Annotated in this window: 22 protein-coding genes; 13 read left to right on the plus strand and 9 right to left on the minus strand. The window is 63.7% G+C overall.

Going from position 1 to position 25,048, the window contains the following annotated elements; all coding sequences use genetic code 11:
- Positions 1-71 precede the first annotated feature (71 nt).
- Positions 72-1,262, minus strand: a complete 1,191-nt coding sequence (locus DV709_RS01390) for an MFS transporter (protein ID WP_117591196.1) — start codon at positions 1,260-1,262, stop codon at positions 72-74.
- A gap of 121 nt (positions 1,263-1,383) precedes the next feature.
- Here DV709_RS01390 and DV709_RS01395 point away from each other — a divergent pair, with 121 nt between their 5' ends.
- Together DV709_RS01395 and moaC are read left to right on the plus strand one after the other, a co-directional pair.
- The gene (locus DV709_RS01395; RefSeq protein WP_117591197.1) at positions 1,384-2,832 is read left to right on the plus strand and encodes an NAD(P)H-hydrate dehydratase; all 1,449 of its coding nucleotides are present in this window, start codon (positions 1,384-1,386) and stop codon (positions 2,830-2,832) included.
- Positions 2,829-3,458: a cyclic pyranopterin monophosphate synthase MoaC gene (gene moaC / locus DV709_RS01400; protein WP_117591198.1), complete on the plus strand. Its 630-nt coding sequence runs from the start codon at positions 2,829-2,831 to the stop codon at positions 3,456-3,458. Before DV709_RS01395 ends, moaC begins: the two co-directional genes overlap by 4 nt.
- Positions 3,459-3,618: 160 nt before the next feature.
- On the opposite strand, the gene DV709_RS01405 is transcribed toward moaC, so the two are convergent.
- Positions 3,619-4,944 carry a 5'-deoxyadenosine deaminase gene (locus tag DV709_RS01405; protein ID WP_117591199.1) on the minus strand — a complete coding sequence of 442 codons (1,326 nt, stop codon included), beginning with the start codon at positions 4,942-4,944 and terminating at the stop codon, positions 3,619-3,621.
- Positions 4,945-5,096: 152 nt separating this feature from the next.
- Entirely contained in the window at positions 5,097-6,383 is a 1,287-nt protein-coding gene (hflX, locus tag DV709_RS01410; protein WP_394338678.1) for a GTPase HflX, read from the minus strand.
- 175 nt (positions 6,384-6,558) lie between these two features.
- On the opposite strand from hflX, the gene DV709_RS01415 reads away from it, so the two are divergent.
- The gene (locus DV709_RS01415; protein ID WP_232819684.1) at positions 6,559-6,873 is read left to right on the plus strand and encodes an FUN14 domain-containing protein; all 315 of its coding nucleotides are present in this window, start codon (positions 6,559-6,561) and stop codon (positions 6,871-6,873) included.
- Positions 6,874-6,916: 43 nt separating this feature from the next.
- Here the strand turns inward: DV709_RS01415 and DV709_RS01420 are convergent, their stop codons facing one another.
- On the minus strand, positions 6,917-7,642 hold the full coding sequence (locus tag DV709_RS01420; protein ID WP_117591201.1) for a ribosome assembly factor SBDS: 726 nt from the start codon (positions 7,640-7,642) through the stop codon (positions 6,917-6,919).
- Positions 7,643-7,852: 210 nt separating this feature from the next.
- Here DV709_RS01420 and DV709_RS17530 point away from each other — a divergent pair, with 210 nt between their 5' ends.
- From DV709_RS17530 to DV709_RS01435, 4 genes are all read left to right on the plus strand, one after another.
- Entirely contained in the window at positions 7,853-11,194 is a 3,342-nt protein-coding gene (locus DV709_RS17530; protein WP_157972618.1) for a PKD domain-containing protein, read from the plus strand.
- Entirely contained in the window at positions 11,191-12,111 is a 921-nt protein-coding gene (locus DV709_RS17535; RefSeq protein WP_157972619.1) for a hypothetical protein, read from the plus strand. The genes DV709_RS17530 and DV709_RS17535 overlap by 4 nt, the downstream gene beginning before the upstream one ends.
- A gap of 43 nt (positions 12,112-12,154) precedes the next feature.
- Positions 12,155-12,460 carry a NifU family protein gene (locus tag DV709_RS01430; protein WP_117591203.1) on the plus strand — a complete coding sequence of 102 codons (306 nt, stop codon included), beginning with the start codon at positions 12,155-12,157 and terminating at the stop codon, positions 12,458-12,460.
- A 266-nt stretch (positions 12,461-12,726) separates the two neighbouring features.
- The gene (locus DV709_RS01435) at positions 12,727-13,524 is read left to right on the plus strand and encodes an inositol monophosphatase family protein (RefSeq protein WP_117591204.1); all 798 of its coding nucleotides are present in this window, start codon (positions 12,727-12,729) and stop codon (positions 13,522-13,524) included.
- Between the two features lie 20 nt (positions 13,525-13,544).
- On the opposite strand, the gene trxA is transcribed toward DV709_RS01435, so the two are convergent.
- The gene (gene trxA, locus DV709_RS01440) at positions 13,545-13,883 is read right to left on the minus strand and encodes a thioredoxin (protein WP_117591205.1); all 339 of its coding nucleotides are present in this window, start codon (positions 13,881-13,883) and stop codon (positions 13,545-13,547) included.
- A 66-nt stretch (positions 13,884-13,949) separates the two neighbouring features.
- A complete protein-coding gene (locus tag DV709_RS01445; protein ID WP_117591206.1) occupies positions 13,950-14,612 on the minus strand; it encodes a 2,5-diamino-6-(ribosylamino)-4(3H)-pyrimidinone 5'-phosphate reductase in 663 nt (220 codons plus the stop codon).
- Between the two features lie 147 nt (positions 14,613-14,759).
- Here DV709_RS01445 and DV709_RS01450 point away from each other — a divergent pair, with 147 nt between their 5' ends.
- Positions 14,760-15,785: a glycosyltransferase family 4 protein gene (locus DV709_RS01450; protein ID WP_117591207.1), complete on the plus strand. Its 1,026-nt coding sequence runs from the start codon at positions 14,760-14,762 to the stop codon at positions 15,783-15,785.
- A gap of 49 nt (positions 15,786-15,834) precedes the next feature.
- On the opposite strand, the gene DV709_RS01455 is transcribed toward DV709_RS01450, so the two are convergent.
- A complete protein-coding gene (locus tag DV709_RS01455) occupies positions 15,835-16,209 on the minus strand; it encodes a DUF7510 family protein (protein WP_117591208.1) in 375 nt (124 codons plus the stop codon).
- A gap of 221 nt (positions 16,210-16,430) precedes the next feature.
- Here DV709_RS01455 and DV709_RS01460 point away from each other — a divergent pair, with 221 nt between their 5' ends.
- Genes DV709_RS01460 through DV709_RS01470 form a run of 3 tightly spaced genes read left to right on the plus strand, consistent with a single transcriptional unit; the run spans position 16,431 to position 20,358 of the window.
- Entirely contained in the window at positions 16,431-17,726 is a 1,296-nt protein-coding gene (locus tag DV709_RS01460; RefSeq protein ID WP_117591209.1) for a Single-stranded DNA binding protein, read from the plus strand.
- Entirely contained in the window at positions 17,723-19,576 is a 1,854-nt protein-coding gene (locus tag DV709_RS01465; RefSeq protein WP_117591210.1) for a hypothetical protein, read from the plus strand. Before DV709_RS01460 ends, DV709_RS01465 begins: the two co-directional genes overlap by 4 nt.
- Positions 19,576-20,358 carry a metallophosphoesterase gene (locus tag DV709_RS01470; RefSeq protein WP_117591211.1) on the plus strand — a complete coding sequence of 261 codons (783 nt, stop codon included), beginning with the start codon at positions 19,576-19,578 and terminating at the stop codon, positions 20,356-20,358. Before DV709_RS01465 ends, DV709_RS01470 begins: the two co-directional genes overlap by 1 nt.
- An 11-nt stretch (positions 20,359-20,369) precedes the next feature.
- Here DV709_RS01470 and DV709_RS01475 read toward each other — a convergent pair whose 3' ends face one another.
- Positions 20,370-20,621 carry a hypothetical protein gene (locus DV709_RS01475; RefSeq protein ID WP_117591212.1) on the minus strand — a complete coding sequence of 84 codons (252 nt, stop codon included), beginning with the start codon at positions 20,619-20,621 and terminating at the stop codon, positions 20,370-20,372.
- A gap of 138 nt (positions 20,622-20,759) precedes the next feature.
- On the opposite strand from DV709_RS01475, the gene DV709_RS01480 reads away from it, so the two are divergent.
- Complete coding sequence (locus DV709_RS01480) at positions 20,760-23,627, plus strand: DEAD/DEAH box helicase (protein ID WP_117591213.1); 2,868 nt, start codon at positions 20,760-20,762, stop codon at positions 23,625-23,627.
- 108 nt (positions 23,628-23,735) lie between these two features.
- Here DV709_RS01480 and DV709_RS01485 read toward each other — a convergent pair whose 3' ends face one another.
- Complete coding sequence (locus tag DV709_RS01485) at positions 23,736-24,119, minus strand: DUF7522 family protein (protein WP_117591214.1); 384 nt, start codon at positions 24,117-24,119, stop codon at positions 23,736-23,738.
- Between the two features lie 149 nt (positions 24,120-24,268).
- Between DV709_RS01485 and DV709_RS01490 the strand changes: the two genes are divergently transcribed.
- Complete coding sequence (locus DV709_RS01490; RefSeq protein ID WP_117591215.1) at positions 24,269-25,045, plus strand: class I SAM-dependent methyltransferase; 777 nt, start codon at positions 24,269-24,271, stop codon at positions 25,043-25,045.
- Positions 25,046-25,048 lie beyond the last annotated feature (3 nt).

A 25,048-nucleotide genomic window follows, 5' to 3' on the forward strand; every position in this document is an offset into this window, starting at 1 on the left:
ACCCTTCGACAGATTCAGTTACGTGTTCCGGTCAATCGGTTCGACGGTCGGCGCCTCGAATCAGGCGGAAGTCAGTCGGTCACGACGTCGAGACGCCGCGTGTCGCTCGGGAGTCGCCCCGCGGCGTAGAGCGCCAGAAGTGCCGCGAGTTCGATGCCGAGCGCGAGCGCGAACAGTCGGAACACGCTGTCGAACGGGACGTCCGCCCCCGTGAGGAACCCGACCGCACCGCTCCCGCCCGACTCGATGAGGAGAGCGACGCCGCTGAAGACGGCGTAGGCGCTCCCGCGGTTCTCCGCCGGGAGCGCGCCGAGCATGTACGTGTCGAGCGCCGGAAACAGACTGTGGACGACGTACCCGAGCGTCGCCGTCACGACTAACACTGGAACGAAGTCGGATACGAGCGTCAGGGCACCTAAGCACGCGCCGAACGCAGCGACGATGCCGAGAACGTATGGCAGGTGCGGCAGACGGTCTGCGAGGCGGCCGCTGAACCAGAACGCGGGGACGCCGGCGGCGAAGACGACGGTCAGCATCGTGTTCGCCTGCGTCGGGGTGAACCCCTTCGTCGCCGTGAGATACGGGACGTAGAAGTTGAATAACCCCTGCCAGGCGAACCCCACGACGGCGACCATCGCTACCCCCGTGAGGATGACGTGCCAGTGCGACAGCGCTTCGCGGAAGTTACGGTCGTCCCCGGCCGACGAGGGGACCGTCTCCCGCGTGCGGACGACCACGACGAGGACGGCGGTGAGCATCGCAGTACACGCCGCGAGTAGCCAGAACACGTGTCGCCACTCGCCGGCGGCCAGAAGCGTTACGACGACGGGGGCGGCGACGACGGCGGCGACCTGACTCGCCGTCCCGTGGATACCGACGGCCTGCCCGACGGCGTCCGGATACAGTTCGCCGACGAGCGGAACCGCGGCGACGAAGTACGCGCCGGAGGCGATGCCGATGGCGAACGCGCCGACCTGGAGTGCGAGCAGGGTCGTCGCCGTCGCGGTGAACGCCGCGGCGGTCGTCAGCAGCGCTCCGGTTCCCAACACGACGCGGTGACGGGGGACGCGCGTGAGCAGGTAGCCGACCGGAATCCGGGGGACGGCGGTTCCGAACCAGACGAGCGAGGTGACGAGTCCGATGGCTGCTGGACCGACATCGAACGCCGCCTGCAACGGTTCGACTAACGGAGCGAACGCCGTCCGTCCGAGGTTGACGAAAAAGACGAGCCCGCAGAGCGTTCCGAACAGACGGCGTGTCACTGCCGCGGATTCGTCGGCTGCCGGGTCAAGCGTTACGAAAGCGGACATCGAAGGTCTCCTCGGCGCCGTCGACAGCGGTTCGACCCTATCGCTTTTCGCCCGCGGCGTCGAACATCGACGCATGATAACGTCCCGTCGAATGGCGGCCGTCGACGAGAACGCGGAGGCGCTCGGCGTCCCACGGAAACAGCTGATGGAGTCCAGCGGTAACGCCGTCGCCCGCGAAGTTCGCGCCCTCGTCGACGAGGGAGCGTTGGTGGCCATCGTCGCCGGCCGCGGCAACAACGGCGGCGACGCGTTCGTCGCCGCCCGATTTCTGCAGGCGTACGACGTGACGGTCCACCTTCTCGGTCGCTCGGAGACGATTTCGACCCGCATCGCCCGCGAGAACTGGGAGGCGCTGCGGAACGCCGAGTACGACACTGAAGTCGTCTCCGACTCGACGACGCTGGACCTCGGCGAACCGGAGCTGGTCGTCGACGGGATGCTCGGAACCGGCGTCACGGGCGAACTCCGGGAGCCCGAGGCCTCGGCGGCGAGAGCCGTAAACGACGCCGATGCGACGGTGCTCGCCGTCGACGTTCCTTCCGGCGTCGACGCCGACACCGGCGAGGCCGAGGGCGTCGCCGTCGACGCCGACCGCGTGGTGACGTTCCACGACGCGAAACCCGGACTCGACACCCTCGATTCGACCGTCACCGTCGCAGACATCGGGATTCCGGCGGCCGCCGAGCGGTTCGTCGGCCCCGGCGACCTGAACGTCGTCGTCCGCGACCCCGAGAGCCACAAGGGCGACAACGGCGACGTGCTCGTCGTCGGCGGCGGGCCGTTCTCCGGCGCGCCCGCGCTATCGGCGCACGCGGTGCTCCGGGCGGGCGCGGACCTCGTCAACGTCGCGTGTCCCGAGAGCGTCGCCGACTCGGTGCGCGGCTACAGCGAGAACTTCATCGTCCACGGCCTCGACGGCGACCACCTCCGTCCCGACCACGTCGACGAACTGCTCGGCCGCGCCGAGAGCAAAGACGCCGTCGTCCTCGGTCCCGGACTCGGCGGGGCGGACGAGACGCTCGACGCCGTCCGACAGTTCCTCTCGGCGTTCGACGGCACCGCCGTCGTCGACGCCGACGCCTTACAGGTCGTCCCCGAGGTCGACACCGACGCGACGCTCGTCTGTACGCCGCACCAGGGGGAGTTACAGAAGATGGGCGGCGAGACGGCCGACGACTGGGAAGCACGTGCCGACCTGGTCGAGGAGTTCGCAGCCGACCTCGGGCAGACGCTTCTGGTGAAGGGAGCGTACGACGTGATATCCGACGGTGAGCGGACGAGAGCCAGTCGAACCGGCAACGCCGGGATGACCGTCGGTGGGACCGGGGACGTGCTCGCCGGGGTGACGGGCGCGCTCGCGGCGACCCAGGACCCGTTCGACGCCGCGTGCGTCGCCGCGTGGGCCAACGGTCGCGCCGGTGACCTCGCCGCCGAAGAGCGCGGCTACGGCCTCGTCGCGACGGACCTCCCCGACCGCCTACCGAAAGCGATGAACCGCGGCGGCGAGGTTGGAGAGGTATGACCGAGAAAGGACGACCGACCGGGCCCGCCGACCACAGCGACCCGGCCGAGGCCGCCGGCGACGCAGACGCCGACCCTGCGGACCACAGCAACCCCGATGAAGACGACCCCGAAGCCGAGACGTACCGAACGAGCAGCCGCTCCGAACTGACTCACACCGACGAAGGAGGCAACGTCCAGATGGTCGACGTCGGCGCGAAACCGGACACCGCTCGGCGCGCCGAAGCGCGAGGAGTGATTCGACTGAGCGAATCGACTATCGACGCGATCGGCGGCGACGAAATCGAGAAAGGCGACGTGCTGGCGACCGCCCGCGTCGGCGCGGTGCAGGCTGTCAAACACACCTGGGAGACGATTCCGATGTGCCACCAGATTCCCATCACGAACGTCGACACCGAGTTCGACGTGCGCGACGACCGGGTGGTGTTGACCGTCGGCGTCGAAACCACCGGCAAGACCGGCTGCGAGATGGAGGCGCTCGAAGGCGTCACCACCGGCCTGAACGTCGTCTGGGACATGGTGAAAGCCGCCGAGAAGGACGACGACGGGCAGTATCCCGACACCTCGATTCGTGACGTCGAAGTCGTTACGAAGGAGAAGCAGACGCTGGAGACACCAGACCAGTAGGCTAGCAGACGGCGTACCGGACTCTCGACCGTTCCGCGACCGGGTCGCCGTACTCCCGCCTCACCCGAATCGCGGCGCTACTCAGCGCACGCGGCGGGATGGTTCCGTCTTCGGTGATAAACGCTCGGGACGGGAACAAACGGAAAACAACTCGACGCGACTACGCCGGGTGCTCGTGTTCGCACTCGCGGCGTTCTTTCGTGACGTCGTACTCGTTGGCTCTCGCTCTAATCTCGTCAGCGTCGACGCGGACGTGCTCGCCGTCATCGTAGAGCACTTCGCCGTCGACCATGGTGAACCGCACGTCGTCGCCGTGCGCCGAGAAGACGAGGTGCGAGAGCACGTCGTGCAGCGGCGTCGCGCGCGTGAGGTCGGTGGTGAGGCCGACGACATCGGCTTTCCACCCCTTCTTCAGTTTCCCGACCCTCTCGAACCCGGCGGCCTTCGCGCCGTTTCGCGTCGCCATCTCGAAGATAACTTTTGCAGGCGTCGTCGTCGGGTCCAGCGTCTGCACCTTCTGGAGGAGGCTCGCTTGCCGCATCTCGGTGAACGCGTCGAGCGTGTTGTTGCACGGCGGGCCGTCGTTGCCGAGCGCGACGTTGATTCCCCGGTCGAGGTAGTCGACGATGGGCGCGATGCCCGAGGCGAGTTTCATGTTCGACGACGGGCAGTAGGTGACGTTCGTGCCCGTCCCTTCGAGGATTTCACGCTCGACTTCGTCGGTGTGGACGCAGTGCGCGAGGATGACGTCTTCGCCTGTCAGTCCGACCTCGTCGAGCCACTCGATGTTTCGCATCCCCGTCTCGCGCTCGACGGTGGCTATCTCGTCGCGGTTCTCGCTTGCGTGTGTGTGGATGCGGACGCCGTCGTAGCGGTCGGCGAGTTCGCGCGACCCACGGAGGCACTCCTCCGTACAGCTGACAGCGAATCTGGGAGTCACCGCGTAGCGGATGCGGTCCCCGAAAGAGCCGTGGTACTTCTGGATGAGTCGCTCGGTTTCGTCGAGGGCGGCCTGCGTGTCCTCGACGAGCCCCGGCGGCGACTCCTTGTCCATGAGCACCTTCCCGATGCGGCCGCGGATGCCGACCCGACCGGCGGCTTCGAACGCCTCCTCGGCGTGCCGAACCGAGAGGTGGTCGATGGCCGTCGTCGTTCCCGACTCGACGAGTTCGAGGTAGCCGAGTTCGGCGGCGGTGCGCATCCCCTCGGCGTCGAGGTTCGCCTCCATCGGGAGCACGTGGTCGAACAACCAGTCGAGAAGTGAGGTGTCGTCGGCGATGCCGCGGCCGAGCGACTGCACCGAGTGGATGTGACCGCCGACGAGACCAGGTAGCAGCACGTCGTACGACCGCCGCTCGTGGTCCGGGTGGGCGTCGAGGAGGGCCGCCCGCTCGCCGACGGCCGAGATACGGTCGTCGTCGACGACGATGGCCCCGTCCTCGATGACGGTCTCCGCGTCGACGACGACGGTTCCTGAGAGTAGCATTGTCCCCGACAAGGGAGGGGAAGCCGAAACAATAAACCTCCGTTTCGTCGGTGTGGCGGACGAGTCGAAAACGCGAGCGACCGAGTGTGGACACGGGCCGACGCGAGCAGACTCGGACCGACGTAGGCTCACTCAGACCGACGGGAGCAGCCTCAGGCCGACTCGACGGCGGTCAAATCGGCGGCTTTCGCGCGCGCCTGCTCGACGATTGCGGGTCGCGCTTCGAACTCGACGAGCACGTGGTCGTCGTCGTACTCCTCGGTCTCGACGTGGCCGTGGTCGTGAATCCACGAGACGACGCTCATCGTCTCGTCCACGAGGGGTATCATCAACCGCTCGCGCTCCCACGAGGGGAGTTCGGCCTCGATGCGCGTCTGCAGTGCTTCGATATTCTCGCCGGTCTGTCCCGACACGGCGACCGGGTTCGGCGCGAGCGCCGTCAACGCCGCTTTCTTCTCTTCGAGTTCGTCGTCGTCGATTCGGTCTATCTTGTTCAGTACCGTCACGATGGGCGCTTCGTTGCGCTCGTACAGCGTGTCGTGACTCGTCACGAGTTTCTCGCGCATCTCCTCGACGGGTTCGGAGGCGTCGACGACCAGTAAAACGAGGTCGGCGCGGTACACCGAATCGAGCGTCGACTTGAACGACTCGACCAGCCAGTGGGGGAGGTCCGAGACGAAGCCGACGGTGTCGGTGAGGAGGACGTTCCGCTTTCCGGTTTCGGCGCGGCGCGTCGTCGTTCCGAGTGTCGTGAACAGGCGGTCCTCGGACTCTGCGGTCGCCTCCAAGTCGGGATGGAGGTCCTCGTTCTCGTCGACGTCGAGTTCGGCGGCCAGTCGCCGAAGCAGCGTCGATTTTCCGGCGTTGGTGTAGCCAGCGAGCGCGACCAGGTCGAAGCCGGACTCGCGGCGCTGCTCGCGCCGCGTCTCCTCCTTGTCGGCGATAGAGTCCAGTTCGCGTTTGATGTTGGCTATCTGGGCCTTGATGTCCCGTTCGCGGCTCTCGTCGTACTCACCGAGGCCCATGAACCCGGGCCGTTCGTCCCGTTTGGCGAGACTCGCCTTCGCCTCCGCGCGCGGGAGTTCGTATCTGAGTTCTGCGAGTTCGACCTGCAGTTGGGCCTTGCGGGTCTGCGCGCGCTGGCCGAAGATGTCGAGGATGAGCGTGAATCGGTCGACGACTTCGACGCCGTCCGGGAGTTTCTGTCCGATGTTGTACGTCTGGTACGGTCCCAGTCGGTTGTCGACGATGACCGTATCGGCGTCGCTGCGGCGGACCAACGCCGCGAGTTCGTCGACCTTCCCCTCTCCGAACTCGTACGCGGGGTCCTCCTCGCGGCTCTGTGTGAGCTCACCGACCACTCTGTACCCGGCCGCGCGCGCCAGTTCCGTTATCTCTCCGAGGTCGGCGCTCCCGGAGTCGACGCGCTTTGCGACCACGGCGGTCCCGTCTTCAGGGATGGGTGCTCTCCACCTCTGTTCGCATGTGCGGGTGTATGTCGTGCGCACTTTTGTACTTTCCTGGGTCGGGGGTCGGTTCGACCCGAGGTTCGTCTCGCCGTGCCGACACGTATCCACAAAGGTAATAAGTTAGTTGTGAGGACTGTCGGTCGTTATGGAAATAGACGTACAACAACTCGCCATGGAAGCCGGTACCGGCACCGTTATCGGTGCGATAATCGGCTTCGCGGCGAAGAAGGTAGCGAAGATTATCGCCGTCCTCGTCGGTCTCGAACTCGCGCTGTTCAAGTTCCTCGAATCGCGTGGGATTCTCTCCGTCGACTGGGACAAACTGAGCGCAGGCTTCCTGAAGACCGGAGAAGCCGCGACGACGGGCACGCCGCCCGACTGGATGATGACGATTCTCTCGACACTCTCCATCTCCGCCGGGTTCACCGGCGGCTTCCTCGTCGGCTTCAAGAAAGGGTAACCCAGTCGATTCGCCGCTTCTCGTCGGTTCGTCGTTCGAGCGCTCAGCGGGTCGCTAAATCGTCTTTATCCTTGATTATCTGCGTCTCCGCTTCGCCGCTCGTGTGTTCGTTGACGAGGTCGTAGAAGTCGTTCTGCATCCCCGCGGGGAACGTCATCACGCCGACCCACGACCCGTCGTTCTGCCACTCTTCGCGCTCTAAGTCACCGAACTGCCGGACTCGCGCCTGCGCGCTGCCGGCGTACTGTGCGGGGATGTTGACCGCGATGGTCACCTCGGCGAACCGAATCGGAATCACGGGCCGGAGCGCGTCGAGGGCGTCGTCGACCTGGGTCTCGACGGGTTCCATCGGGTCGACGCGGAAGCCCGCTTCCTCCAGCGCGCGCTCGATGCGCTCGGGCGGATGCGGCGCGTCGTCCATCTGCGGGTTGACCGCGTTGCGCGCGATGCGGTTGATGAGTTGGCGTCGCTTCTGTTCTTGCATCTCGCGGCGCTGTTCGGCCGTAATCTGTATCTCACCGCGTTCGACGACCTCCGGAATGATCTGCATCGGATCGGTCGTGTCGAACACCTTCTTCAGGTCCTCTTCGGCGGGTCTGTCGCCGCGGGAGGCGTCCTCGAAGACGTCTTCGGCGGCGATGACCTCCTCCAGGTCGCCGTCGAACTCGCCGCGTTTCATCGCAAGTGCGGCGTCGGGGTCGATGAGCACCTCGAAGCGCGCTCCGTGTGATTCGAGTCGCGCGGTCACGGCGTCGTCAAGCGAAATCATACCACGGGATACTGCCTCTGGGGTTAAAAGCACTGCTTGCTTTCGGAACACGATTTCGCTTTATTCGTTACCCGCGCTGATTACGCGTGTCTCGTCTCTGGGATTCCTCAGCGGCCTCGACAGAATGTTAAATTGAAAATACACTGTTGTATTCCTACTTTTATTCTAAATATTTATAACCGGTATGGGGATTATGCTCGTCTCGTCACGATGACTATACGACGACTCTTCGTTGCACTGCTCGTCGTTTCGGCGACGGCCCCGGTTCACGTCGTTGGAACGTCGTCGGAACCGCCGCTCGCCGACGCAGGGCTCGACCAGACCGTCGAACGCGGGTCGACTGTTCTCCTCGACGGGACCGGATCGCGAGACCCCGACGGAACGCTCGAAGCCTACCGGTGGTCGATTCGCGGTCCGGATGGGCGAACAGTGGTTCCGGAGAACGAATCGGCACCGCGCACGAGTTTCGTTCCCGACATGGTCGGGCGGTTCAACGTCACGCTCACCGTGACCGACGACGACGGGACGACCAGCTCCGATACGCTCTACGTAACGGTCGAACCAGGAGATGCACCGTCGGTAGACCTCACAGGTCCCGAGGACGGCTTCGTCGGTCAGGACCAGCGCTTCACCGTCGAAATAACACCTGGGTCGGCCCCGCTCGATAGAGCGGTCTGGCGCGTCGATGGCGCGGTCGTCTCCCGACGTTCACTATCACCCGATGCACGCACCGACACGCTCGAGATGCCGTTCGGTTCGACGGGGTCGCAGGACGTCTCTGTTACCGTCGTCGACGCGGACGACCGATCGAACACAGACTCGAAGTCAGTTCAAATTTCGTCTCAGGGTCCTGCTGGAGCCGACGAGACGACGGCACCGCCGGGGCTCGATTCGGACCCAGCAATCGTGAGGGGTGACCGAGTTGTCACCGGTGAGCGACCGCTCGAAGGATCGTACCGCATCGACGCTCCGTCGTTCACGAACGTCGCCGACGTTGAGTGGTACAGTGAACGCGGTCTCGTCGGTCACGGCCATCGACTTCGGCAGCGATGGGAACCGGGGTCTCACACGCTGTATGCGGTTATTCACTACCAGGATGGATATCGCAGTGTCGCCCGTTTCGAGGACGGCGAGACGTCAGTCGTCGCGGACCCCCGACCCAACGCTTCGGTCACTGGACTGAGTCTCGACCACGGGACTGTCTCCGGAACTGCGGTCGGTAGTGACGAATTCGGAAACCTCCGTGCGATGACTGTGTCGCTCGATGGGCGACAGGTCGTTTCGTGGACTGACTCGGGGAGTGGTGTCTCGCAGAACGACCTCTCCTTCGAGGCGAACGCAACGCCGAACGAGGAACACCGACTCCGTGTGACAGCTATCGACGCACGGGGCCAAGAGCGGGTGTTTTCGCGAACCATCACTCCAACGGGTTCGCCAGAGATTGTCAGTTCTCAGTTTCTGAACACGCCTGTTGACTCCTATCACGAACGAATCGATCCGGAGCGATATATCGCATACCACGAGATGAAGATTGATCTAAACGGGGCTGATCCGGAGGACGTTTCGTGGAGATTGAAACCTAAAAAGGAAAATTCCGTTCTAGTACTTGATTCGCACTCAAAAAACGAAAGTGGAGTATTGGTCATAGAATCAAGGATTGCTGGACGATATCCGGGTTCATATGTGGTTAATTCTGAAATTTGGTCTAACAATGGACCCAAATTAGACACGTTTGAAGAATCGTCAAACAAATTTAAAGTGGAGCAAAGCCCTCCAGAACTTCGTGTGAATATTAGCTACAACAATGAAAAACGGGTGAATGGGGACCGTCCAGTTACAGTTGACGCCACTGATTCTTTTGACCCTGACTATACGACAATTCGATATAAATGGAGAAATGATATGGACCCAGTCTTAGATGGAACTCATCTCACGTCTCATACAGACCTTGGTAGTATGAGAGTGACAATTATAGATGGCTATGGAAACTCAATTACGGAAACAACTGGACTAGAGGGTTACTATACTCCGAAAATTGCCGATGTGTCAATTTCTGATAGAAAGGAGATATATCTTCCTAATGAAACAGTGAGATTGGAAGTCGTCTCTGAAGAATACACTCGTATCGGAGACCCCAATCCGCTTAATATCCATGCTGAAACTACCGGACACGAAGCTGCAACAATAACGGATTGGTCTCGGGATGCTGGATTCGTTCATGACAATTACGACGGAGAGTACCGGTGGTCTGGAATAATCGAACTCCCCGCCTCAGCACTTCAGAGCGGAAAAAACAACCCTTCAATCCAGATATACAACGCTGAAAACCCAGATATCACGATACGGTCTGAAAAGCTCCCATCAGTGACAGTGTATAAGACAACGAACACACAACTTACCAATACCTCAGTCAACAACCTCCGCTATACAGTACTCAACGAAGAATACGACTGGCGGCAGGCGACTGACTATACGACTCTACAGAGATATCGGAACGATGGATACGTAGTCGACAGTACCGACCGAAGAGGAATCGAATACAACGTACAACAGTACAAGAAAACCCAGTCCGCGAAATACAGGACAGAGAAGCGCCACTTCGAGAGATACGATTCTCGTGAACTTCTCCTCGATGCTAACTCCGACTGGGTCTCCGCCGGGAGCGAAACGACGACCGACGTGTGGCACACAACCGAAACTGAGTGGAGAGACAACAGAGCCGGAAAGGGAACCTTCACCGGAGACACACGAACTGTTCGAGTCGAACCAGCACGATACCGAACGGAAAAACAGTACGAATACGACCGTCGGGTCAGAAAAACCGGTACGCGAAGGGTCACTGAAACGAGAACTCGGACGACCACCGATGTCCGAGAACGCACTGTAACTCGATGCACACAGTGGGGATGTTTCGAGTCAACTGAGCGATACACCGTAACCGACCGTGAGACGTACACAGTAACAACGACCGAGACATACTCGTATTATACGACAGAGACCGAGACTTACTGGTCGACACAACCATTTGGAAGTGACCACCGTCACACTGGAAACGTTCGGCGGGTACAGACGGCCCCCGCCGAGTACGAGAGACAGTACCAGTACGAGTACCGCGAACGTCACGAAGAAACCACTACGACGTATATCGCCGAAAAACGTGAGCAGGTGCGTCCGGCACAGTACGACTGGGTCCACTACGAAACGACAACCAGCGGCCCCCGTGTCGACCAGATCACTCGCCGCGACGGATTCCGTGTTGGTTCGACATCGAAGATTCGACGTTGGTTCATGAAAAAGAAGATTGGAGAGTCGAAAGAAACTTCAGATACATACGACGATGCAGATGACGTGATTCGAACGCGCGGGACAGTCACTGGGGAGATTAGACAGACGTTCATGAATCCAGTAACAGGGGAGACGACCACTCAGATAACAGGTGAGTTTAAAGAGGAATTCATTAAATCTGGGTCGTATACAAAATCTGAGGTCTTTGACGAAATTACTTCGTCAAAGAGTAATGCAGAGTGTGGGAAATGTGGAGGCGTAATATGAATAGATACGTTAGTGTGACAACAATAATTTGCTTTATTCTGATAGTGCTATCCTTAGTCTCTCTGGGCGCTGCACAATCAGACCAACAGTTGAACACATCAAACTGTGTTAATCTTAATGATGTGGTTTCGACAAGTGATGTAGTTTATACATCCACATTTTGTCCAAATGGTTCAGTTGTTATAAAGGTGGAAAATGAATTTGGGGCAAAAGTACAGACAGGATTCGCAGTTACAGTTGATAAATATGATGTATTGAACGAAGATTTTGTCATGAACCAAGGTTCAACAAGAACATTCACAGCAAACGTCACTAAATACGTCAAACCCAGTCAGACTAACCACACAGTCACCATCTCAACCTTCGGCGACCACACAACCTACAACTTCACCCACAAGGTCAACAACACCGACTCCGGACCCGTCCCTACACCCGAAATAACAGAAGTCGAAGTCAAAACGGCCGTCATCGACGGCGAAGAGACGACAGTCATCAACGCAACTGTCTCGAACCCGACAATTCACCCGTATCCGATGGTACTTCTCGCGAGCACTGAGGAGACCTCGACCTACCAGCTCGCCTCGACCGGTCCGAACGACACCTCGACCATCCAGATCCCGGTCGACGAGGCACCCGGTACGAGAGTTAAAGGCGAACTGCGACTGAACGACGGAAACGTCTCGGAGGGATACGACCAGGTCCAGTTCAACGGTTCCGCAGACGGCCCCACCACGCACCGGAACGAGTCGTACACCGTCGTCCAAGCGTCGTGGGATGAGGATCCGTACCACTACGGCGAAGAGGATAACCTACTCCACGGCACGCTCCCCGCTGACCCACTCGAATCTCCCGCCGGGCTCGCCGCACTCGCTGGCGGCGTTCTCGCGGCCGGGCTAGCGACGCGACGTGTCGTCTGACTCGGTACAAAACGCTATACCCCCTCACCCCTTCTCCCATCGTATGAGCACGATAGACGCCGAAAAGAGCCTCGAAGACCGCATCGAGTTGTTCATGATGCGCAACTTCCCACAGATTCAGATGCACGGCGGTAGCGCCGCTATCGAAGCCCTCGACGAGGAGAGCGGCGAAGTGTGGATTGCACTCGGTGGCGCGTGCTCGGGGTGTGGTATCTCGCCGATGACCGTTCAGGCGCTGAAGAGCCGGATGGTCTCGGAGTTCGACGAGATTAGTGCCGTTCACGCCTCCACGGGAATGGGTGGCTTCGGTTCGACTCCGGACGACGACTTCTCCGACGTCCCGTTCTGAGCATCCGGTAACGTGCCTCTACCGGGGCCACAGGCACTGCTCGGGAGTTGGAGCGAGACGGATAACTATGCAGTGGGTCGCAGACGACGCCGTAGATGAACGAGCGGGCGTACCACGTCGTCTGTCGTGCCTGCCGAACCGAGCATCTCACCGCGAGTGAGTCCGCAGCGCCGAAACTGTCGGCCGAGCACGGCGCTCGTCTCGGTCATCGGATCACCTACTGGAGAATTGCATAATCCTTTCACTCTCGCCTTCGACGGAACGATATGGACGACCTCGAAGTGCGCGAACGTCTCGTCGTCGATGTCGCACACGAAGGTGGCGAGCTCGCGCTCGATTCGTTCCGACAGGAACTCGCCGTCGAGACGAAGGCGGGACCGCTGGACGCCGTCACGGCAGTCGACCGAGACGTGCAACGCCACATCGTCGAGCGAATCTCCGAACGGTTCCCCGAAGACGACATCGTCGGCGAAGAAGACGACGCGGCAAAACGCGTCCCCGAAGACGGTGTCGCGTGGGTGATCGACCCGATCGACGGAACGAACAACTACGTCGCCGGGGACAGACGGTGGGCGACGAGCGTCGCACTCGTGGAGGACGGTGAACCGCGTGCCGCAGTGAACTACCTTCCGGCGCTCGGAGAACGTTACGTAGCGACGGGCGACGAGGCGAGACGAGACGGCGACCCGGTAGGCGTGAGTGGCGCGTCCGACTCGGAGACGCTCGTCATCGACCCTATCTTCGGGCTGAGCCGCCCCGAACGCCGGGCGCTCGCCCGCGTCGCGGAGAAAATCGTCACCGAGTTCGGCGACCTTCGACGAGTCGGGAGCGGCCAAACGACGCTGTCGATGGTTGCCAGCGGCGAGTTAGACGCCGCGGTTTCGACGGTCGAACTATCCCCGTGGGACACGATTGCGGGCGTCTTTCTCGTCCGGCAGGCCGGTGGCGTCGTCACCGACCCGTCGGGTGACCCGTGGAGACACGACTCAGAGGGGTTGATAGCCTCGAACGGGGCCGCTCACGACGAACTCGTCGACGCGTTCGGAGCGCTCGGAAAAGTGTAAAGCTCGACTCGGCGGGCTCGTTACGACGAGAGCTGCGAAACCATCGATTCGAGCGAGGATTTCTCCTGGACGCCGACGACTCGTTCGGCAGCCTCGCCGTTCGCGTAGAACTCCAGCGTCGGCACGCTCCGAACGCCGGCCGACTGGGCGAGTTGCTGGTGTTCGTCGATGTCGAGTTTTGCGACGACGGCGTCCGTCTCGGCGGCCAACTCTTCGAGCGTCGGTTCGAGCATCTTGCACGGGCCGCACCAATCGGCGTAGTAGTCGACGACGACGACGTCGTTTTCGGCGACGAGCGATTCGAGGTGGCTCTGGTCCTCGACGTGTACTGGCTTCTCTGCGCTCTCTGGTGTACTCATCACCTCTGGTTAGCCGTCCACCGCTCATAAGCGTTGAGCAGTTTGTCTCGGAGTTCGCAATACCGTTCAGGGCACCGAGTATCGGAGCAGGACGCCGTCGTCGACGCGGTCGACGGAGTCGAGCGAGAGCGCGGGAAACTCGTCGACGAACCCGTCGCCGTCGGCGAGCGTCGGGGCGTCGCGGCCGCCGATTACCTTCGACCCGACGTAGACCGAGAGCTCGTCGACGAGCCCGGCCTCGAACAGCGAGAAGATGAGCTCGCCGCCGCCTTCGACCATCAGTCGGTCGACGCCCTCGGCTTCGAGTGTGTCGAACGCGGCCGAGAGGTCGACTCGGTCGTCGCCCGCGACGACGATAGTCGCGCCTTGGGCGCGTAGATCGTCCAGACGACTCTTCGACGCTGCCTCGGAGACGAGTAGGTAGGTGCGAGCCTCGTCGTCGAGAATCCGGGCTTCGAGGGGCGTCCGCGCGCGCGAGTCGGCGACGACACGAGCAGGGTTCTCCGACCGACCGCTCTCACGGCGCTCGGTTCGGCGACGCTCGGCGTCGAGGACGAGATGCGGGTCGTCCGCGAGAACCGTGCCGACGCCGACCATGACGGCGTCGTTCTCGGCGCGGAGGCGGTCGACGCGGTCGAAGTCGTCTTCTCCGCTGATGACGACCTGCTCGCGTCGCCGCGAGGAGAGTTTCCCGTCGACGCTCGTCGCCGCGTTGACCACCACGTGCATGTCGTGTCACTGGGGTGGCCGATAAGATGCTCCTTTCGATGCGCGTTTTCGACGCCTCTCAGACCCAGTCGACCGTCGACGCGCCGCATTCAGCAAAACACTAAGTATCGTCTCTGAGAATCGTGTACAATGCCACCACGCGTTCTCATGCTCGGTTGGGGATTTCCACCGAACGTCGCCGGCGGCCTAGACACCCACGTCGGTGCCTTGTTCAACGGCCTCGAGGAGACCGACATCGAGATCGAACTACTGCTCCCGGCGGAGTACGCCCCGGAGGGCCGCGAGAACATCGTCGGCGTGCCGACGGGCGACGGCGACATCGTCACGCGAATCGGTCGTATTAGCAAGCGCTTCGCCGAGCGCGCATCCGAGTTCGACATCGTTCACACCCACGACTGGTTCGGTTACGGTCCGGCCTCGCGTGCGAAACAGCAGACCGACGTGACGTGGGTGACGACCTTTCACTCGCTCTCGTCCGACCGCAACATCGACCCACCGCAGCGCGAACTGGAGACCGAACGCCGCGTCACCGACCGCTCGGACCACCTCCTGTCGGTGAGTCATCTCCTCGCTCGTAACCTGAAAGAGGAGTACGGCGGCGAGTCGACCGTCATTCACAACGGCTTCTCGACACCGGATACGACCGGCCGCGACTACAAACAGGAGTTGGGCATCGACGGGCCGATGCTGTTGTACGTCGGCCGCCACACGGACCAGAAGGGTATCGCTCACCTGCTTTACGCCATCAAGAAGCTCCGCGACCCCGAGGTGACGCTCGTCATCGGCGGAAAGGGTCACCTGACCGACCAACTGGAGCGGTTCGCCGAACTGCTCGGCGTCGAAGACCAGGTGATATTCGCCGGTTACGTGCCCGAGGAGGCGCTCGGCGACTACTACGCGTCGGCGGACGTGTTCGTCTCGCCGTCGCTCGCCGAACCGTTCGGCATCACTATCACCGAGGCGCTGGAGGTGGGGACACAGGTCGTCGCCACCGAATGCGGCGTCGCCGAGATACTGCCCGACGACTGTCTCGTCGAGGTCGAACCGGACTCGGACTCCATCGCCGACGGCATCGAGGAGGCGCTCTCGCGCGACGGACCGCCGCAGTACGAGCGTCGCGGGTGGGACGAGGTCGTCGAAGAGACCGCGGAGTACTACCGGGAAATCGCCTGAAACGGCTCCGAAACGCTCGAACGCTCGGTCGTCGCCGCGGCTTGGCTGCTCAGTCGCCGCCGCGGTAGAGTTCGACGTGGGTGACGGGTTCGGGGTGTCGAATCCGCAGTCCGTCGGCGGTCAACGAGACGCCCTTCTTCTTCGGCGCGCTACTCCGCTGGTACGGACTGTCGGCGCTGCTCTGGTAGGGGCTATCGCTGTCGGTGCTGCTCTGATACGGACTGTCGGCGCTACTCTGATACGGGCTATCGCGCGACTGGTAGGGGCTGTCGTCCTGTCGCGGTCGGTCGAACCCCTCGGGCGGGAGGTAGATACGCTCTCCCGACTCCGAGCGAACGACGACGGCGATGGCTCGGTCTCCGACCACGTCGATGGTCGTGTCGCCGTCCTCGTCGATGTGCGTCTCGAACGTGAACTCGTCCATAGCGCACACTCTCGGCGACGTTACTTAGGCGTTCGTCCGATTCCCGCTCCGTCAGCTCTCCTTCGTCGCTCCGGGCGGCCGTCGTTCATCGCGCCCGTGCGACCATCTAGTTCCATCGCGCCCGTGCGACCATCTGGTTCCATCGCGCCCGTGCGACCATCTGGTTCCATCGCGCCCGCGCGTGCAACGGTTTTTAACACAGCGGGTCGAAACCTTCCCCGATGCAAGTAGACGACCATGCCGAGGAGCTCGCCTCCGCTCTCGGCGTCGACAAAGAGGAGGTCACACGCGACTTGGAGAACCTGCTGCAGTACAGCGTCCCCATCGAGGAGGCCAAACAGAGCATCCGCCGAAAACACGGTGGCGGCAGCGGCGGTGGCGGCGCGGCGCCCACCTCGAAGAACGTCGCCGAAATCACCCCCGAGGACGGCAGCGTCACGGTTACTGCGAAAGTGCTCACCGTCGGCACGCGCTCGATTCGCTACCAGGGCAAAGACCAGACGATTCGCGAGGGCGAACTCGCCGACGAGTCGGGGAAAATCTCGTACACGGCGTGGACCGACTTCGGCTTCGAGGCGGGCGACACCGTCACCATCGGTAACGCGAACGTCCGCGAGTGGGACGGACGACCCGAACTGAACCTCGGCGAGAGCAGCAGCGTCGCCGTGGCCTCCGAGTCGGTTTCGACCGACTACGAGGTCGGCGGCGACTCGACCCTGCTGGCGCTCGAACCCGGCGACCGCGGCCGCAACGTCGAGGTACAGGTGCTCGAAGTCGAAGAGCGGACGATCGACGGACGCGACGGCGAAACCGAGATTCTCTCGGGCGTCCTCGCCGACGAAACCGCCCGACTGCCCTTCACCGACTGGAACCCCCGCGACGAGGTCACAGAAGGTGCGAACCTCCGCATCGAGGACGTGTACATCCGCGAGTTCCGCGGCGTTCCCTCGGTGAACCTCTCGGAGTTCACCACCGTCACCGAACTCGCCGACCCCGTCGAAGTCCGCGACGCGGCTCCCCGGCTCCCCATCGACGAGGCCGTCGACGCTGGCGGCATGTTCGACGTCGAACTCGTCGGCAACGTCATCGCCGTCCGCGACGGCTCCGGCCTCATCGAGCGCTGTCCGGAGTGCGGCCGCGTCGTCCAGAACGGCCAGTGCCGCAGTCACGGTAACGTCGACGGCGAGGACGACCTGCGCGTGAAGGCGATTCTCGACGACGGCACCGACACCGTCACCGTCGTCCTCGACGCCGAGGCGACGAGCGAGGTGTACGGCGGCGGTATCGACGACGCGAAGCAGGCCGCCCGCGACGCGATGGACAAAGAGGTCGTCGCCGACGACATCCGCGAGAAACTCGTCGGCCTCGAACACCGCGTCCGCGGCAACCTCTCGGTCGACGAGTACGGCGCGAACCTCGACGCCAGCGAGTTCGAGGAGACCGACGACGACCCGGCCGAACGCGCCCGGACGCTGCTCTCAGAGATTCCGGCCGCCGACGAGGAGGTGGCGCGATGAGCGCCGACGCCCCGGGGCGACGCGAGGTCGCCTACCGGCTCTTCGCGGCCGAGTACGACGACGCGTCGCTGTCGTACTCCGAGAGCGACGAGGAGCGCGCGCCGAACTACGTCGTCACGCCGACGGGGGCGCGGGTCAACCGCCTGTTCGCCGTCGGCGTGCTGACCGAAGTCGAACAAGTCAACGAAGAGGTGCTTCGGGGCCGCGTCGCCGACCCGACGGGTGCGTTCGTCACCTACGCCGGGCAGTACCAACCGGAGGCGATGGCCTTCATCGACCGGACGACGCCACCGGCGTTCGTCGCGCTCACGGGGAAAGCCAGAACGTTCGAACCGGAGGACTCCGACCGCGTGTTCACCTCGGTCCGCCCCGAGAGCGTCAACGCCGTCGACGCCGACACCCGGGACCGCTGGGTCGTCTCGACCGCCGAGGCGACGCTCCGTCGCGTCGCCGCCTTCGACGCCGCGCTCGCCGACGACCGACGTGGCGACGACCTCGAGCGCGCGCTCCTCGCCGCTGGCGTCGACGAGACGCTCGCCGCGGGCATCCCGCGCGCCATCGACCACTACGGGACGACGACTGCGTACCTCGAAGCGATTCGACGGCTGGCCGTCGACGCGCTGGAGGTCGTCGCCGGCGACCGCGACGAGGTCCGCCCGCTGACCGTCGGTCCCGCGGAGGGTGAACCGACGGAACTCGGCCCGCTTCCGGCGGGTATCGAGCGCCCCGACCTCTCGGACGTCGCCGTCGAGGAAGCCGGCGAAACGTCCGAAGCCGAGGAAGCCGAGGAAGCCAGCGACCCCGAGAGCGACGACTCCACAGAACCTGCGGAGACCGTCGAAGCGACCCACAGCACCGAGTCGAGTACCGAAACTACCGCCGGTACCGACCCCGAGGCCGCCTCGACTGAGACGACCGAGTCGACCGAATCGACCGAATCGACCGAATCAACCGAGCAGACTGAACCAGCCGCCGAGGAGTCGGCTGCCGCAGCGTCCACCGAGACGATGGTCGGCACGAACGAATCGACGGCTGACACCGCCGCCGAACCCGCCGAGGCGACCGCTCCCGACAGACAGGAGACGACCGCCGCGTCGACGGAGGCCGAATCGGACGCGACCGACTCCGGGTCCGCTGAAATCGTCGACACTGACTCTGAGACCGACTCCGAGCCGACCGAGACCGACAGCTCGGGTGGGCTCGGCGACTTCGACGACGCGTCGGGCGACTTCGACCAATCGACCGAATCGACCGACGAAACCGAACCGACCGACGAAACCGAACCGACCGACGAAACCGGCGGAGAGAACCTCGACGACTTCGACGACGGGATGTACGAACTCGACGAGGACGAGCGCCAGGAGGTCGAAGAGGAGTTCGGCACCGAGTTCACGAGCGGCGCGGAAGTCGACGACCCCGGCGACGCGGATATCGACGTGCCGACTGACGAGGCGGGCGCAGAGAACGCCGAAGAGTCCGTCGCCGCCGAAACGAGCGCCGCCGGTTCGACCGGTTCGGTCGTCGACGAAACTGCCGAGGAGGCGGACGACGTCGCGGCCGAACCCGCCGAGGCGGCCGCCCCGGAGACGGACGCAGCGTCCACCGACACGGACGACGGAACCGACGCCGAGGAGGCGGACGAACCGCTCGACGAGGCGGACCTCAAAGCCGCGGCCGTCGACGCCATGTCCGAGTTGGACGACGGCGACGGGGCGGACCGCGAGAAAGTCGTCGCCGCCGTCGTCGACGAACACGGCGCGGACCCCGGAAACGTCGAGGACGCCATCCAGGATGCGCTGATGAGCGGACAGTGTTACGAGCCCGCCGACGGGAAGCTGAAAGCCATCTGATGACGCGACCCGCGGTCGAACCCGTGCCGGGCGAACCGGCGGCGACCGCCGACCTCGGCGACGAGCGGGCGCTCGTCGTCGCCGACTACCACGCTGGCATCGAAGTCGGACTGCGCTACGAGCGCGGTGTCGAACTCGCGAGTAACGCCGACGCTCGCCGCGAGCGGCTGCTCTCGCTTCTCGACAGCACCGGGGCGAGCCGCGTCGTCGTCCTCGGCGACATCGGCCACCGCATCGGCGACCCGAAAGGCGAGGAACACAGGGAACTGGAGGCGCTGTTCGACGCGCTCGACTCTCGAAACGTGCCGCTGACGCTCGTCACCGGAAACCACGACGGGGGCGTCGCCGACGCGTTCGAGGACCGCATCGACGCGACGCCCGGCGACGGCGTGCGGATGGGGAACGTCGGCTTCCTCCACGGGCACACGTGGCCGAACCGGGAGGTGCTCGGCGCCGAGACCATCTGTATGGGTCACGAGCACGTGACGGTGAAACTGCAGGACTCGGTCGGCGGCGGGCGCGTCGAACCGGCGTGGCTCCGCGGACCGCTCCGCCGCGACGTGTTCGCCGAGCATCTCGGCGTCGAAGGCGACGATTCCGACGACTTCGAGTGGGCGGACCCGGAACTCGTCGTCTTCCCGGTGTTCAACGAGCGCTCCGGCGGGACGTGGGTGAACGTCGAGGGGCAGGAGTTCCTCTCGCCGTTTCTGCCCGGGGGGTTGGAGTCGGGCGAGTTGTACCTGCTCGACGGGACGCGGTTGGGCGACTATCGGTCGGTGTGAGTCGAAGACGATTATACAAATCCGAAGGCAGTACTGGCCGTATAGAGGAGTCCACCACCGACCACCAACTGGAAGTAAGGTGTCCGCTCCATCTCTGTCATCGAACCATCGTACATCACTGCGACGACGATGAAAACGGCACCAGCCGCGATTGTGGCCCACGTCAGTACGTCGGTTACTTCGTTCATCCGAGTCACACCGCTTGCGATACCGCTCAGACCATAGAGTATCAGCGCACCCCTCAGGACCCGACGACGCTTCATCGTCGCAGAAAACACACGAACGCAGTATAAACACTCCGACAGTATTGGCGCGATTCGATGGCCTCCGAACGGGGACACGAACACCTGAAGACCGCCACAAGCGTAGGCCTTAACCCCCTCGCGCCGCTAATCTGGTTAATGTCCGAGTCGGAGGCCGCGACGGGGATTCGGGCCTTCACCGCGCTCGGCGACGCCGTGCGCGAGGCCCTCTCCGAACGCGGCTTCACCACACCGACGGAGCCGCAGCGTCGGGCGATTCCGCCGCTCGCCGCCGGGAAGAACGCGCTCGTCATCGCCCCAACCGGGACTGGCAAGACCGAGACGGCGATGCTTCCGGTATTCGATTCAATAGTCGAGCACGGCGAGAAGCCGTTCGGCATCTCCGCGCTGTACGTTACACCGCTCCGGGCGCTCAACCGCGACATGCGCGAGCGCCTCGACTGGTGGGGCGAGACGCTGGACCTCGACATCCAGGTCCGCCACGGCGACACGACGCAGTACCAGCGCGGCAAGCAGGCCGACGACCCGCCGGACGTGCTGGTGACGACGCCGGAGACGCTGCAGGCGATGCTGACGGGGAAGAAACTCAGAAAGGCGCTGGCGGACGTCGAACACGTCGTCGTCGACGAGGTCCACGAACTCGCCTCCTCGAAGCGCGGCGCGCAGTTGACTGTCGGCCTCGAACGCCTCCGCGAGGTCGCGGGACCGTTCCAGCGAATCGGGCTGTCGGCGACCGTCGGCTCGCCCGAGGAGGTCGCGAAGTTTCTGGTTGGGGTCGGCCCGTCGACGGAATTCGGCGACCGCGACTTCGAAATCGTCGAAGTGGATGTCGGAAGCAAAGTCGAGTTCACCGTGACGCGTCCGGAGGTAACGCCCGAAGACGAACGTCTCGCGGGGAAGCTCGCCACCGACGCCGAGATAGCGAGTCACGTCCGGACGATCCGTGACCTCGTTCGTGACCACGAGTCGACGCTCGTCTTCGTCAACACTCGACAGACCGCCGAGGCGCTCGGCTCTCGGTTCAAGACGCTCGGCGCGAACGTCGGCGTCCACCACGGGTCGCTCTCGAAGGAGGCGCGGATCGACATCGAAGATCGGTTCAAAGCCGGCGACATCGACGGGCTCATCTGCACGTCGTCGATGGAACTCGGCATCGACGTGGGCCGGGTCGACCACGTAGTCCAGTACGGGAGCCCCCGAGAGGTCGCCCGCCTGCTCCAGCGCGTCGGCCGGGCGGGACACCGCCGCGACGCCGTCTCCCGGGGCACTATCGTCACGAGCGACCCCGACGACACGTTCGAGGCGCTGGCTATCGCTCGCCGCGCCGTCGACGGCGACGTCGAACCCGCCGAGATTCACCACGGCAGTCTCGACGTGTTGGCGAACCAGATCGTCGGAGTCGTCATGGACACCGGCGAGGTGAGCGCCCGCGGCGCGTACGAGTTGGTTCGGCGGGCGTACCCCTTCCGCGACTTGGAGGAAGAGCAGTTCCGGCAGGTCGTCCGCGAACTGTCTGGCAACCGTCTGCTGTGGGTCGACGAGGAGAAGGACCTCCTGGAGAAATCGGGCGGGACGTGGCAGTACTTCTACGCGAACCTCTCGATGATTCCCGACCAGGAGACGTACGAGGTCCACGACATGAGCTCCCGAAAACAGATCGGGACGCTCGACGAGCGGTTCGTCGTCAACTTCGCGCAACCCGGCGAGGTGTTCATCCAGCGCGGCGAGATGTGGCGCATCAACGACATCGACGACGAGGAGACGCGGGTGAACGTCGCGCCCATCGAGAACCCCGCCGGAGAGGTTCCCTCGTGGACCGGCCGCGAGATTCCCGTGCCGATGGCCGTCGCCCAGGAGGTCGGCGAGATGCGCGCCGTCGCCGGGCCACAGTTCGAGTCCGGCGCGTCGGTCGAGTCGGTCGCCCGCGACTTCCTCGGACGCTATCCGACCGACGAACACACGGTGACGGAGGCGATGACGCTGCTCGACCGTCACGCGGAGACGGGGGAACCGCTGCCGACGGCCGACCGAATCGTCGTCGAAGGCCAGGGGAGAAGCGTCGTCGTCAACGCCTGCTTCGGCCATCAAGTCAACGAGACCCTCGGGCGGTTGCTGTCGGCGCTCGTCGGCCAGCGAACCGGGTCCTCCGTGGGAATGGAGGTCAGCCCGTATCGCATCGAGTTCGAGGTACCGCCGAAGGTTCGACCGGCCGATTTCGTCGAGGTGCTGGAGTCGACCGACCCGGACCACGTCGAGGGGCTGTTGGAACTCGCGCTGAAGAACTCGGACACCCTGAAGTTCACGCTCGCGCAGGTCGCCGCGAAGTTCGGCGCGCTCAAGCGCTACCAGGGGAACAACCGCTTCGGCGCAGACCGCCTGCTCGCTGCGCTCGAAGACACGCCCGTCTACGACGAAGCCGTACGGGAGGTGTTCCACCGGGACCTGGACGTGCCGAACGCGGTCGCCGTGCTCCGACGAATCGAGTCGGGCGATATCGAACTCGCCGTCGCCCGCGAGCGAACCCCCGTCGGCGTCGCCGGACGGTCGAGCGGCCGCGAGTTCCTCGTCCCCGAGAACGCCGACGCGAGCGTCATCGAGGCGATTCGGGAGCGTATCCGAAACGACCGCGTCATCCTCTTCTGTCTGCACTGCACCGAATGGCACCGCAAGACGAAGGTGCGACGCGTCGCCGACCAACCCGAGTGTCCGAACTGCGGGTCGACGCGCGTGGCCTCGCTGAACCCGTGGGCCGACGAAGTCGTGAAGGCGGTTCGCTCGAACGACAAAGACGAGGAACAGGAGAAGATGACGCGACGAGCGTACCGGTCGGCGAATCTCGTCCAGAGCCACGGCAAGCGTGCCGTCGTCGCCATGGCCGCCCGCGGCGTCGGCCCGCACAACGCCGCCCGAATCATCGCCAAACTCCGCGAGGACGAGGACGACTTCTACCGCGACATCCTCGCCCAGGAGCGCCAGTACGCCCGGACGCAGTCGTTCTGGGACTGACTCCGAACTCCGTCTCGGACCTTCGTTTCTCGTCTCACCTCTCAGGTTTGTAAACTGGCCCCGTCGAATCAGACGGCGATAACCGCGGCCGGAGGCCGCGTAACCGTCTCAGACCCAGTCTTCGAGAACGGGTTCGACCGCCGCCGCGAGCGACTCGAAGTCCTTCATCGTGATGCCGTCGGTAGTGATGAACACACCCGTGTTCTCGGTGGTGATGCGGACGAGAAAGCCGTTGTCGAAGACGCGAATCGTGTATCGATACTCGCCCAACTCGGAGTTGTGGTAGGCGTCCTGCGTCGTCTTGAAGTCGTGCCACTCGTTGCCGATGAACGAACTCAGGTCGGCGTCTTGCTCCAAGTCACTTCGGAGATACACTTGCTCGTAGTCGAATCGGCTGAAGAACGTCACCGACCGCAAACTGTCGCCGACGGCCGTTCGACAGGTCGTCGTGAGTCTGTCCCGCGCTTTTTCGGTGAGCAAGCCATCACTCATACCCGCCTCTGTGACACCAACTCACAAATAAGCGACGACGAGCGCAATCGACCGGCGCGACCACGGGAGCCGGTACCGAATCTCGTTGCGTATTTATCACAGATGGTAGTCTGTGACATATTGTGACGGAACGCGATTCGAGCCCTGCGATGCCCCTCGACGGAGTTGACGAGCAACCGATCGAGGCCGACCCTCTCGGACGCGCGATGCTCGACTACCGACGGGGTGGCCTTCGCGGCGTCTGCGAGTACGTCGACGGCGCGGAGCGGACCGACGCGCAGGTCGCCGACCACTACTTCGCGCCGCCGACGGAGTGGCCCGAGAGATGGCAATTACTTCTCGACTCGCTCGACGGTCCAGTGCTCGATGTCGGCTGTGGTGCCGGACAGTACGCGCTGTTTCTCCAGGACGACCGCGAAGTCGTCGCCGTCGACGCCAGTCCGGGAGCGGTCGAAGCTGCCCGCGAAGGCGGCGTCGTCGACGCCCGTGTGATGGATATGTTCGCGCTCGACTTCCCCCGCGACCGATTTCGGTCGGCGCTGGTCAACGGCACGCAACTCGGCCTCGCCGGGTCGTTTGCAGGTATCCGAGCGTTCCTCTCGGACCTCGCGGGCGTCACCGACGAGTCGGGCGTCGCTGTCGTCGACAGCTACGACCCGACCCGTCTCGACGCCGAGTCGTTCTTCGGCTACCGGTCGGACCCGAGGCGGGGCGTCGCTCGACGGGCGTTTCACGTCGAGTACCGAGACAGCGAGAGCGGAGAGTCCAGCGGGGCTATGCGAGAAGTCGGCCGGGCGCTCTCGTTTCTGCTCTTTTCACCCAACCGACTCGCCGACGCGCTGGTGGGGACGCCGTGGCACGTCGTCGGGGTTCGTCGCCGCGACGGCGACCCGTACTACAGAGCGGTGCTCGAAAAGCGAAGGTAGTGT

Source organism: Haloprofundus halophilus (assembly GCF_003439925.1).
Classification (GTDB): domain Archaea; phylum Halobacteriota; class Halobacteria; order Halobacteriales; family Haloferacaceae; genus Haloprofundus; species Haloprofundus halophilus.